Source organism: Arthrobacter sp. MYb227 (genome assembly GCF_002975435.1).
Taxonomy (GTDB): domain Bacteria; phylum Actinomycetota; class Actinomycetes; order Actinomycetales; family Micrococcaceae; genus Paeniglutamicibacter.
Genome location: NZ_PCPT01000004.1, coordinates 61,189 through 73,239, shown reverse-complemented (window position 1 = coordinate 73,239; position 12,051 = coordinate 61,189). Strand labels below are relative to the sequence as shown.

Genomic DNA, 12,051 nt, shown 5'->3' with positions numbered 1-12,051 from the left:
GTTGAACTCTTTGCCCGTGGTCCTGAAGCAAAAGTGCAGAAATAACTGGTCGGGCGGAAGAATGCGTGGGAGATGCGGCACAGGTATCCGTAGCTGTTTAGATTTTGGCTGGTGACCTGCTCGGAGCCTTGGACAAAGAAAAAATCTCTGTGGGTTTAAGCGGCTAGTGCGAGGTTGCCTTCAACGCGATGCATCGCGGTATATTCATTAGCTCCTTCGATATGCCGTTCTCGAGTGCTGGTTCCCGTCGAGAACTGTATTGCTAACTTCACCATTTGGAGAACGTGGTGCATTGCTAACCCTAGACAGTACCTCAGGCCTATGGCTTCTAACGCCGTTTCATCGCAGACTCGAACCATGGACAAACCATCGACGGGTCTTTTGAGAATTGTTTTGGTAGTCATGGTGCTGGGCCTTTTGGCGGGCCAATTCATGATTCCTGTGATTGCCACCGACTTTGGCAACGAATACTACGAAGTGACGCACCTGGTAATCCCGTATTCCGTGCTCGGAATCCTCACTCTTGCAGCGCTACAGCTGGGCCTATTGATGATCTGGAAACTCTTATCACTGGTATCTACCGGAATGATTTTCAGCCAAGCCGCTTTGAAGTGGGTCAACGTGGTAATCATCTGCCTTGCCGTAGCCACGCTGCTTCCAAGCGCGGCGCTATTCCATCTGTTATTCATCGTGGACCTCGGCGGTCCCAGCATTCTCATGGCCTTCGCAGCGACCGGGGTTGGCGGCCTTGCGCTGGTATTACTGATGTTTGTCATGCGGGGCCTACTCAGCGACGCAATTAGTGACCGCGTGCAGCTTGAAGAACTTTCTGACCTGCGCTTCGGCTGAGTCGAAAACTTACGGCGCGGTGGTTGCTCACGGAGTTTCACCGGGTACCGGATGGATTGCCACACAGCAGTGACCTGGGCGCGGGGCTAATTCGGCACGGGTGCTGTCCTCGCCCTTGGCATCAAGGTATCCACAGATCAATGCATGGTTGAGTCCACATACGAGTTCCGGCTGTTGCTGGGCAACCTGGTGGAACGGGCAATTTTTCATGAGGATATCGCCGTCTTCGGCAACCACCGGTTCAAAACCATGAGCGTTGAGTGCATCCATGGTGTCCGGATATTCGTCGGCTGCCTGTTGACCTTCCTCGCGCGCTGTGGCTTCCAGCGTGGACCTGACAATGCCTGTCTGATCCGCCGCTGCTGCCTGGGCCAGCATGCGTGCCAGCATGTCGTAGCTACGCGGTGGAACGGTAATTGAAACTTCTTGTTCGGTACGTGCATAGCATTTGGCCGGACGACCGGCTCCCGGACCACTGCGACCTGCGGGACGCTCGTAACTAAAGCCCAGAAGCTCTGCAGCTACCAACTTATCTAGATGGTAGGCGGCAAGGCTGCGGCTAATTCCAACGGCCTTTGCCGCGCTTTCACGGGTAACTGGCCCATTTTGTGACACCACAAACTCGTACAGGCCTCGGCGAACCGGGTCTGAAAGTGATTCGAGGGTGGCTAATTGGCCAGAAGACGTTGGTAAAGCCATTCCCAAATTCTAACACCAACCAGAGTTGACAAAACGAGCGGAGAGGGCAAAAATCTAAAACAAGGATTGATTAGTGTTAGAAGCGTTGGAAAGCCTCTAATGCCGCCATGAGTAGCGAAAACGCTACTTTGAGCACCAATAGCCGGAAGGGTATATCCGGCCGGGCAAGGGAGAGCACCATGAGCCAGACACAGAGGGTTGTCGTTGTCGGTGGGGGACTTGCTGGTGTCAAAACCGCAGAGGCCCTACGAACTTCCGGGTTCAAGGGCAGCATCTGCATTGTGGCGGCAGAAGATCAGCTTCCCTATGAGCGCCCACCACTTTCCAAGGGCTACCTGATGGGCAAAACCGAGTTCTCGGCCCAGGTCGTCCACCCCGAAGAATGGTTCACCGAAAACGCTGTCGAGTTGCGCCGGAAAACCCGGGTCACCGCCATTGACAGGATCGCGAAGCGAGTAGAACTCTCCGACGGAACCAGACTCCACTACGACACTCTGGTCTTAGCCACCGGTTCTCGTCCGCGCAGGATCCCGTTGCTTGGTGCGGAGGCCCAAGGGGTTCACTACCTTAGAACCAAAAACAATGCAGACGCGCTGCGCTCAGTCTTCGGAGAAGGCAAACGGGTGGTGTTTGTTGGCGGGGGTTGGATTGGGCTGGAGGTTGCTGCAGCAGCCAGAGCCGCCGGATGTACCGTCACGATCCTCGAGCGACTGTCCCTTCCGCTGCTTCCAATTCTTGGTGAAGAAGTGGCGCAAGTATTTGCCGATCTTCATCGCTCTCACGGCGTAGATCTGCACACCGCTGTTGATGTTAAAAGCATTCAAACCCAGGACGGAGTCGTGACCGGGGTGGAGCTGGGCACCGGCGAAGTGTTCCCGGCTGACGCGGTGGTTATTGCCGTGGGCGCCATTCCATCGGTAGAACTGGCCCAGGAAGCCGGGCTTGAGGTCGAAAATGGCGTGCTGGTTGACGAATCTTTGCGCAGCAGTGACCCCAGTATCTTTGCCGTGGGCGATATCGCTAATCAGCAGCATCCATTTCTGGGTCGTCGTCTGCGTGTTGAGCACTGGGCCACCGCGCTGAACCAGCCCAAGACCGTGGCAGCAGCGATCATGGGCGAACCGGCAAGCTACACGGATCTTCCATACTTCTTCACCGACCAATATGACCTGGGCATGGAATACATCGGAAATGCGCAACCAGGAAGCTATGACCAAGTGGTACTCCGTGGGGATCTGGCCAAGCGCGAGTTCCTGGCCTTCTGGTTATCCCAGGGGGTCGTCATCGCGGGCATGAACGTGAACATTTGGGACGTCAGTGAAAGCATCCAAAAGCTCATTCGAAGCCAAAAACAAGTTGACCTCAAGAAGCTGGCGGACCCCAGCGTGGCACTTGAGACACTCTGACTCAAAAATATCTCTGCTTTCCCTCATGACATCACGCCATCTGCGGCACCCAGAAAAGGAAACACTCATGACGCTCGTCGATAACAATGCGGTTACCCACGAACACCAACCCAAGCGACATATCATCATGGAAGCCGAAACCACGGTTCCTACCTCGCATGGAAGCTTTGTCTTCCGCTCCTACCTTGATGAATGGACGGGGGATGAGCATCTGGCAATCATCTCTGGTGTTCCCGGTGCACAAGCGCTGGTACGCGTGCACTCCGAATGCGCCACCGGAGAAATCTTTGGTTCGCTAAAATGCGAATGCGGACCCCAACTTGATGCGGCATTGGACCTGATCAAGCAGCATGAGGGAGTCGTCATTTACATGCGTGGCCACGAAGGACGCGGCATTGGACTGGCCAATAAACTACGCGCTTACCGTTTACAGGAGGACGGTGTGGACACCGTGGATGCCAATCGCCAACTGGGCCTGCCGGATGACAGTCGCGATTACACCGCCGCGGCCGAAATCCTCAAGGATCTTGGCGTCGACTCGGTGAAGCTGCTGACCAACAACCCGGAAAAGATCAAGCAACTAGGTGCATTAGGAATCAAGATTGTTGACCGGGTGCCATTGATTGTTGGGGCAAATCCGGAAAATTCCGGGTACCTCGAGGTCAAGCGCGCACGCATGGGTCACCTGATCGAGGCATAAAAATCGATACTACTAAGGCCGAGGGTTGCGTACTCCCTTTCGGAAAGGTCAACCCTGGGCCTTAGGCATATAGGTATTGCTTCGATGAGCTTTGCCCTGTTGGTGCAAAGTCTCGTGCTTAGTCTTTTTCGGGAAAGAACAGCTCTTCAATGCGTTTGTTGAAGAGTGCAGCGATACGGAAAGCCAACGGCAATGACGGGTCAAATCTTCCCCGTTCAATAGAGATAATCGTTTGCCGAGTCACTCCCAGTTCATCGGCAAGCCGTTGTTGGGACCACTCCATTGATTTTCGGTGCTCCGACAGGAGGTTTTCCACGTCAGGTTTTCCTGCGTAGCAGTTGGTATCTGATGGCAACGCTTGCAATAGAAATCGCAATGACACCGCCGAGTATCAGTTTAGGGTCCGCGTTGTTTCCCGACGGAAAAATAGAGAGTGCGAGGACTCCAAGGATTGCTGCCAAGATGACGTCGATCTGTGTACCTGCCGCGGCTTGCTGGTACCACTGTGACTCAATGCTCTGCTCGGGCAGATCGACTGCTCCCTGCAGGGATGACCTGTCAACGACTAGAGCCCATACGAGCATGGTTGCTGGAATAGTTAAGCAAACGGCAAAGACGGTTCCGCCGAGCGATTTATTCGGTCCCGCGATACCGTTCCAAACCGCGACCAAGCTTAAGATGGTTCCCAAAACTAGACCGCACGGGATGGCAATCCGCATTGCAGGGATCTGGCGATTACCGAATTTTGCGCGTCCCCATTTGGTACGCGTTTTGACTTCACTCATCTCGATCTCCTCATGAATTGTAAAGTGAACTTTACCTGTCAAGTGAACTGTACATCAGGGTTTGTGGTGAAGAGAAGCCCCAATTGAGAAAACTATTAAAAGGCTTGTGAGCCACGAAATCTGGGTACCCGATGTCTACTCAAACAAAAATCCAGGAGCTCATGCACTCGAGATAAGAATGCAATCCAGCTGACGCTTCGGCACCAAAGCACTGGCACACGGGACAGGTTTGCTAGCAGAACAAGTGACCACGGAAGCTCGAAAATGGCATAGGTTGTGACGCTTATCCAAGGCGCTTCTTCCCCGGGGAACCGTGTAAATTCAGGCACCTGTCACCGCGGGGCGATACCCTAGAGCCATGGCTCCACGTACCTCCTCGCAAGGCGGGGGGAAAACGAGCACGCGTAAACCACGTGCCACGTCCTCCTCGACCAAGAGCACCAAGAGTGCAAAAAGTGCCCCGGCAGCGCCGGTGCACGACTTTCCGCTGCCGGTGCGCATGATCCGTTCCGCTTGGATGGGCATAGCCCGTGTGATTGCCGGGGCCTTTAGGAAGATTGGCCGCGACGTCCACCCGCCCTATGAGGTGCGGCGCGACGGAACCGGGCTCTTCCTCGTCATCTTGGCCATGATCATTGCCTCGGTCGAATGGTGGGGGCTGCGTGGCGTTGGCTGGTACGGAGGCTTTGTACACTCCGTAGCCGGCGGAACCTTTGGATTCATGGCAGCCCTGATGCCACCGATTCTTTTGATTGGTGCCATCAGGCTCTTCCGGTGGCCCGAAGAACACCGAGCCAATAACCGTGTAGGCATCGGTCTGGCCATGCTCACGGTTGCCGGAAGCGGTATTTCCCATATTGTTGGCGGGATTCCGGCAATCAACGCACCCTTTGAGAAGCTTTGGGAAGCCGGTGGCGTGCTTGGAGCCATTGTCACCGTCCCCCTTGCAAGTGCCATCACCGCCCCGGCAACAACGATTCTGATGATCCTATTGATCTGCCTGAGCCTGATGATCCTCACGGCTACCCCGTTTAGGCAGATTCCTTCGCGCTTCCGTGAAGGCTACGAAAAGCTCATGGGCCAGCACGCCGAAGGATACGAGCCACGCAAGGGCGTTGACCTCGAATCCTCGGATCACGATCAGTCGTACCTCTATGAAGAAGCCGCGGCGGCCAAAAAACCTCGGAAAAAGATCAAGCTCTTTGGCAAGGACAAGGACTTGGCCGACGATCCCACCGAGGACTTGGCTAGCTACACCGGAGGTGGAGCGTACGACAAGGCAGTCATCACCGATGCCGATGGCGTACCCCTGAACGCCGATCCTTCGGTCGATCTATACGATGAGCTCGTGGGCGATGAATATCAGGAACCGGCGATTCGCCCCGGGGTACGCAGGCCTACCAAGTCCGAGCTCGAGATGGCAGCCATCATGGAACAGGTCGGCTTGGGCTCCGAACCCGAGGCCACCACCCAGGCCATGAGCGCCATCGACGTGAATTCCTTTGGCTCGAACGATGACACCACAACGGTTGTCCCACAGATCCCTTCCCGGCCACCTGCCGCGCCGCTGCCTCCCATCCCGGCACGTACCGAACAGCTCCAACTCTCCGGAGATGTCACCTACACGTTGCCAGGCTCCGACCTGCTGCCCGCGGGTCCGCCCTCCAAGGAACGCTCCGAGGCAAACGACGCGGTGGTTGCCTCGCTGACCGACACCCTTGATCAGTTCAAGGTCGATGCAAAGGTCACCGGGTTCTCCCGTGGCCCAACGGTTACCCGCTATGAGATTGAGCTAGCTCCGGGCACCAAGGTCGAACGTGTCACAGCGCTTGCAAAGAATATCTCCTACGCGGTTGCCTCCTCCGATGTGCGAATCCTCTCGCCCATTCCTGGCAAGAGTGCCATCGGCATTGAGATCCCCAACGCCGATAAGGAAATTGTTGTTCTCGGCGATGTGCTGCGCAGCCATAATGCGCGCAAGACAGAACACCCCATGGTCATGGGTGTTGGCAAGGACGTTGAGGGTGGGTTTGTTGTTGCAAACCTTGCCAAGATGCCCCACCTTTTGGTGGCGGGTGCCACCGGTGCCGGTAAGTCATCGTTCGTGAACTCGATGATTACCTCGATCCTGATGCGTGCCACCCCGGATGAGGTACGCATGGTCATGGTTGACCCCAAACGTGTGGAACTTACCGCCTACGAGGGTGTCCCGCACTTGATTACCCCGATCATTACCAACCCCAAGAAGGCAGCCGAGGCGTTGCAATGGGTGGTCCGTGAAATGGACACCCGCTATGACGATCTTGCCAACTTTGGGTACAAGCACATTGATGATTTCAATAAGGGTGTCAAAAACGGCAAGGTGATCCCGCCCGAGGGATCCAAGCGCGTGGTCAAGCCCTACCCATACCTGCTGGTCATCGTCGATGAGCTCGCCGACCTGATGATGGTTGCCCCGCGCGATGTTGAAGATTCGATCGTGCGTATTACCCAGCTGGCCCGTGCCGCAGGCATCCACTTGGTCCTTGCCACCCAGCGTCCGTCCGTTGACGTTGTTACCGGTTTGATCAAGGCCAACGTTCCATCTCGCATGGCGTTTGCCACCTCATCCGTCACCGACTCCCGCGTGGTCCTTGACCAGCCGGGCGCCGAAAAGCTGCTGGGTCAGGGTGACGCGCTCTTCCTGCCCATGGGTACCTCAAAGCCCATGCGTGTGCAGGGTGCCTGGGTCACCGAATCGGAGATCCAAGCCGTTGTTGAACACGTCAAGGGCCAATTGAAGGCCGAATACCGTCACGACGTGGCGGTTGAAGCACCCAAGAAGCAGATCGATGACGATATCGGTGACGATCTTGAATTGTTGTTGCAGGCCACCGAGCTTGTGGTCACAACTCAATTCGGTTCCACCTCCATGCTGCAGCGTAAACTGCGTGTTGGCTTCGCCAAGGCCGGCCGCCTCATGGACCTGCTCGAATCCCGTGGCGTGGTTGGACCTTCGGAAGGCTCTAAGGCTCGTGACGTGTTGGTCAAGCCCGATGACCTACCAGAGGTGCTTGCCGCAATGCGTGGAGACGACACCCCGCAGGACGTGGTCCCCACTGCCCAAGAAGCGGCTCTTGCGGATAACGCCAACGCCAACCACTTTGGTGTGGACCTGGTTGCCGAAGACCTCAATAGCTTCGAACAAGCAACTGACTACCACGACGGCGCTGATGACGAGGGGTCGGAAGACGCCTGGAACCTTACCGGAAGGTAACCTAGAGACGTGACTGATTCCCCGGCTAGCCAAGCCCAACCTCCTGTTCCAAACCTGAATATCGCAAATGTGCTCACCACCTTGCGGATCTTCATGGTTCCCTTCTTCATTTGGGCTTTGCTTGCAGATGAGCAGCAATATGGGTGGTTGCGTTGGGTGGCTTTCGGACTCTTCGCACTTGCCATCTACACCGACAAACTCGATGGGGATTTGGCACGCAGTCGAAACCTGATCACCAACTTCGGGAAGATCGCAGACCCCATTGCCGATAAGTTGCTCACCGGCTCCGCGCTGGTGCTGTTCTCGGTGCTGGGAGAGCTGAGCTGGTGGATCACCGGAGCAATCCTGGTCCGCGAATGGGGCATCACCCTGATGCGCTTCGTCGTGATTCGTTACGGTGTCATGGCAGCTTCCCGCGGTGGCAAGCTCAAAACGGTGCTCCAGGCAATCGCGATACTTCTCTACCTGCTGCCGTGGTCCCAGACCGTGCCGTGGTTCGGGGTAGTTGCCTTCGGCGTGATGATCTTGGCCTTGCTCGCCACCCTAGTGACGGGCGTTGATTACCTGATCAAGGCGGCCCAACTGCGGGCCCGTTTCTTGGCTAACCCAGAAACAAACACCAAGGCGTAGCCGACAGCGAGGAAGTAGGGGGGAAACTATGAATGATTTTCGGACGGGCAAGGCAACCAATGAGCTGGCACGTGAAGTAGTTTCGCTGGGTAAAGAATTAGGACTCACCGTTGCCACTGCCGAATCTCTAACCGCTGGTTTGATCGCGGCAACGCTGGCACAAATACCGGGTTCCTCCGCAGTGTTACAAGGCGGGGTTATCAGTTACAGCAACGAGGTGAAGGCACAGGTGCTCGGGGTCAGCGAGACATTGCTCGCCACCCATGGTTCGGTTGATGGTGAAGTTGCCCGAGCGATGGCCGTGGGCGCCCAAGCACGATGCCAAAGCTCGGTTGCCGTCTCTGCAACCGGCGTAGCCGGGCCAGATCCGCATGATGGCAAGGATGTTGGTACGGTTTTTCTTGGGTATGCTCATGAGGCTGGCAGCGGATTTGTTGAATATTGCTTTGCTGGAACTCGCGAAGAGATTCGAAATCAGTCAACTGACGCAGCATTAACTCTGCTACTTTCCACCCTGCGCTCAGAAACCCCACAGGTTGATGCGGCAATGTAGTTCCCGAAGCGGTTTATGACATAGTTGGTGACCCAAACCAAAATGTTGTGGCAAAACGACCCAAACACTAGATAGTGTGGGGACGTGGGAACAAATAACGGGTCACCGTAGTTGTAACCAATGACGGACACAGTAAGTGTTCCGCACCGATCGCCCCACAAAGGCAATAGGACCGGAGAACAAAGGCAATGCACATGGTCAAACAACCAGTATCGGTAAACGGTGTGGTCCGTTGGCGTGATGTGGGCCTACAGAGCGAGGTCCGCCGCGAAAAAGAGGAGCGCAAGATGGTAGTCCTACGACACGAAATCGGTGACGTCCTCCGCGACGTTCGTCAGCGTCAGGGACGTACCCTGCGCGAGGTTTCCCATAGTGCACGAGTATCGCTTGGATATCTTTCCGAGGTTGAGCGTGGACAGAAGGAAGCTTCTTCCGAACTACTTTCCTCGATCTGCAGCGCACTAGAGGTGCCGCTCTCGTTGATGCTCCGCGAAGTCAGTGACCGCGTAGCTATCGCCGAAGGCATCACCATCCCTGACACTGTTCCAGTGGATCTGGCCAGCGAATTCGCCGGCGAGTACCCGATGGAACTAGGCAAGCGCTTGGCCCCAAGCCACTAACCAAAAACTCTTAGAGCCATTCGGGTGCGGTGTGTACCCCGAGTTGGCATGAGGGGAGCCCTTGGTTTCGAGCAAAACTGCTTGAAACCAAGGGCTCCTCTCTTTAACCTCGTGTCCTTGAGCACGTGCACTGCACGCAAGGGACAAACCCATGAAAGAATTAGCCTTGTGCGATTGAGTGATTTCTGGCGTCTGATGGATGACGAATTTGGTGAGGGCTATTCCCGATCCCTGGCTTCGAGCCTGGTCTTGGCCGAAGTCGGAGGGGTAAGTGCCGAAGAGGCATTGAGCAAGGGAACTCCACCCAAGGCGGTGTGGCAGGCTATCTGCACCATGCAAGATGTGCCTCCCGAGCGTCAATTGGGTCGCGATATTCCACCTAAGGATTAGAAAAGATTCGAAGACTCCGCAAATAGTGTTCGAATATCTGTTCGGAAGAGTGTATTGTTCATGGTGTGAGTTCGTTGGGCGAAGACGAAGGGTTTTCCACAGTCCTACCGCCCAGATACCAAAGTGTCGGCCAGCAGTCGTACGCTCGTGGATAGACAAAGAGTATTGGCCAATGGGCCCTAACAACCGAGGTGAATGATGGCCGTAGATAAGAATCGCGAGAAGGCCCTTGAGGCTGCACTTGCGCAGATTGACAAGGCATACGGCAAGGGTTCTGTCATGCGCTTGGGCGATGATACACGCGCGCCAATCGCCACCATTCCCACTGGTTCGGTTGCTCTTGATATTGCACTGGGCATAGGCGGGCTTCCACGTGGCCGCGTCGTAGAGATCTACGGCCCAGAATCCTCGGGTAAGACAACCGTTGCCCTGCACGCGGTAGCCAGCGCACAGCGCGCCGGTGGTATTGCGGCATTCATTGACGCCGAACACGCACTCGATCCGGAATACGCTAAGCGTCTTGGCGTAGACACCGATGCACTACTGGTATCCCAGCCGGATACCGGTGAGCAGGCACTAGAAATCATGGACATGTTGGTGGGCTCCGGCTCTATCGACATTGTCGTGATTGACTCCGTTGCGGCTCTGGTACCGCGCGCCGAAATCGAAGGCGAAATGGGTGACAGTCACGTTGGTCTGCAGGCCCGTCTGATGAGCCAGGCACTGCGTAAGATCACCGGCCGTCTGTCCCAGACCCGTACCACCGCGATCTTCATTAACCAGCTGCGTGAAAAGATCGGTGTGATGTTCGGTAGCCCGGAAACCACTACCGGTGGTAAAGCACTGAAATTCTATGCTTCGGTTCGTATCGACGTACGACGCATCGAAACTTTGAAAGAAGGTACGGTTCCGGTCGGTAACCGCACCCGTGCCAAGATCGTCAAGAACAAGATGGCACCACCGTTCAAGCAGGCAGAATTCGACATCATTTACGGTGAGGGCATTTCACGCGAAGGTAGCCTCATCGACATCGGTGTGGATCAGGGCTTCGTGAAGAAGTCCGGTGCCTGGTACACCTATGATGGTGACCAGCTGGGGCAGGGTAAGGAAAATGCACGTAAGTTCCTGCGCGATAACCCGGACCTCGCCAATGAACTCGAACGCCAGATCCTCGAGAAGCTCGGCATCGGCCAGGCTCCAGTCGAAGACGAAGGCGAAGAGAAGTTGAAGATCGTCAAGGGTTCCTAATTTCGTGAGCACTACCAAAGGCCAAGGCGGTTCGTCCGGTATCCCACAGGGTTCCGAACGACCGCTTTGGTCATTTCCAGCAGATGGCAATTCTGAGTGGGGAAGCCCTCAGGAGATACCGGTCTGGGCAAAATCGGACGCCGCACTCGAAGCACCATCTGCCGAGCAAGCCCCCGGCCCACCTGAGCCCAAAAAAGCTTTTGGTGAGCGGCAAGGTTTTGCCGGACGCGGCGGACAACGCGCGGGAGGCTTTGGCTCAAAGTCCTCTGGGTTTGGTTCCAAATCCAGTGGCTTTGGAAATAAATCGAGCAGTTTTGGATCGAAATCTTCGCGCAGCCGCAGCAGTTACAAAGACAATTCATTTGGTTCTAGCACCACCAGAACCAAACGCGAGAAGCCACCGGCAGAACCTGTTGAACTCAGCGACGAGCAATGGGCGAGCAAGGGACGAGCGATTTTGCTTCGTCAGCTCACCGCCTCCTCAAAGAGTCGTTCGCAATTGCGCAAAAAGCTGATGGAAAAGGAAATCCCGGAGAGCATCGCCGAGGAATTGCTGGATCGGTTCGAGGAGATCCAACTCGTTGACGATGAATCCTTCGCCGAAGCATGGGTGCGCTCCCGTGCGCGCAGCAAGGGCCTCGCACGTTCGGCAATCCGCCGCGAGCTACGTGACAAGGGTATCGAGGGCGACATGGCAGAAACCGCGCTGGAACAACTTGACGACGAATCCGAGGAAGCAACAGCCAAAGATCTTGTGATGCGCAAACTCAGGGCACCATCAATGGCAGTAGATAAGGAAAAGTCGGTGCGCCGGCTGGTAGGCATGCTGGCCCGAAAAGGCTACTCACCCTCGGTTGCCTTCCGCATTGTTAATGAGGCCTGGGACGAACAATTCTCCGAGGACTCCTATTGAGC

The 12,051-nt window shown here is 55.8% G+C and carries 12 protein-coding genes and 1 pseudogene; 10 read left to right on the top strand and 3 right to left on the bottom strand.

Going from position 1 to position 12,051, the window contains the following annotated elements; all coding sequences use genetic code 11:
• Positions 1-357 precede the first annotated feature (357 nt).
• Positions 358-849, top strand: coding sequence for a DUF2975 domain-containing protein (locus tag CQ018_RS10250; protein WP_181149837.1), 492 nt, complete (start codon positions 358-360; stop codon positions 847-849).
• A 27-nt stretch (positions 850-876) separates the two neighbouring features.
• Here CQ018_RS10250 and CQ018_RS10245 read toward each other — a convergent pair whose 3' ends face one another.
• Positions 877-1,548: a metalloregulator ArsR/SmtB family transcription factor gene (locus CQ018_RS10245; RefSeq protein WP_105549912.1), complete on the bottom strand. Its 672-nt coding sequence runs from the start codon at positions 1,546-1,548 to the stop codon at positions 877-879.
• A gap of 179 nt (positions 1,549-1,727) precedes the next feature.
• Here CQ018_RS10245 and CQ018_RS10240 point away from each other — a divergent pair, with 179 nt between their 5' ends.
• Together CQ018_RS10240 and ribA are read left to right on the top strand one after the other, a co-directional pair.
• Positions 1,728-2,954, top strand: coding sequence for an NAD(P)/FAD-dependent oxidoreductase (locus CQ018_RS10240; RefSeq protein ID WP_105549911.1), 1,227 nt, complete (start codon positions 1,728-1,730; stop codon positions 2,952-2,954).
• Positions 2,955-3,075: 121 nt separating this feature from the next.
• Positions 3,076-3,654: pseudogene (ribA, locus tag CQ018_RS10235) on the top strand (GTP cyclohydrolase II); the annotation flags it as partial.
• Between the two features lie 118 nt (positions 3,655-3,772).
• On the opposite strand, the gene CQ018_RS10230 reads toward ribA, so the two are convergent.
• Both CQ018_RS10230 and CQ018_RS10225 read right to left on the bottom strand, forming a co-directional pair.
• Positions 3,773-3,970 carry a helix-turn-helix transcriptional regulator gene (locus tag CQ018_RS10230; protein ID WP_146111870.1) on the bottom strand — a complete coding sequence of 66 codons (198 nt, stop codon included), beginning with the start codon at positions 3,968-3,970 and terminating at the stop codon, positions 3,773-3,775.
• Between the two features lies 1 nt (position 3,971).
• Complete coding sequence (locus tag CQ018_RS10225) at positions 3,972-4,439, bottom strand: hypothetical protein (RefSeq protein WP_105549909.1); 468 nt, start codon at positions 4,437-4,439, stop codon at positions 3,972-3,974.
• A gap of 358 nt (positions 4,440-4,797) precedes the next feature.
• On the opposite strand from CQ018_RS10225, the gene CQ018_RS10220 reads away from it, so the two are divergent.
• From CQ018_RS10220 to CQ018_RS20705, 7 genes are all read left to right on the top strand, one after another.
• Entirely contained in the window at positions 4,798-7,695 is a 2,898-nt protein-coding gene (locus CQ018_RS10220; RefSeq protein ID WP_105549908.1) for a DNA translocase FtsK, read from the top strand.
• 9 nt (positions 7,696-7,704) lie between these two features.
• Entirely contained in the window at positions 7,705-8,325 is a 621-nt protein-coding gene (gene pgsA, locus CQ018_RS10215; RefSeq protein WP_105549907.1) for a CDP-diacylglycerol--glycerol-3-phosphate 3-phosphatidyltransferase, read from the top strand.
• 28 nt (positions 8,326-8,353) lie between these two features.
• On the top strand, positions 8,354-8,878 hold the full coding sequence (locus CQ018_RS10210; protein ID WP_105549906.1) for a CinA family protein: 525 nt from the start codon (positions 8,354-8,356) through the stop codon (positions 8,876-8,878).
• A 194-nt stretch (positions 8,879-9,072) separates the two neighbouring features.
• A complete protein-coding gene (locus CQ018_RS10205) occupies positions 9,073-9,498 on the top strand; it encodes a helix-turn-helix domain-containing protein (protein ID WP_105549905.1) in 426 nt (141 codons plus the stop codon).
• A gap of 168 nt (positions 9,499-9,666) precedes the next feature.
• The gene (locus CQ018_RS10200; protein ID WP_105549904.1) at positions 9,667-9,888 is read left to right on the top strand and encodes a DUF3046 domain-containing protein; all 222 of its coding nucleotides are present in this window, start codon (positions 9,667-9,669) and stop codon (positions 9,886-9,888) included.
• Between the two features lie 198 nt (positions 9,889-10,086).
• Entirely contained in the window at positions 10,087-11,136 is a 1,050-nt protein-coding gene (gene recA, locus CQ018_RS10195; protein ID WP_105550113.1) for a recombinase RecA, read from the top strand.
• Positions 11,137-11,140: 4 nt separating this feature from the next.
• On the top strand, positions 11,141-12,049 hold the full coding sequence (locus CQ018_RS20705; RefSeq protein WP_308729122.1) for a regulatory protein RecX: 909 nt from the start codon (positions 11,141-11,143) through the stop codon (positions 12,047-12,049).
• Positions 12,050-12,051 lie beyond the last annotated feature (2 nt).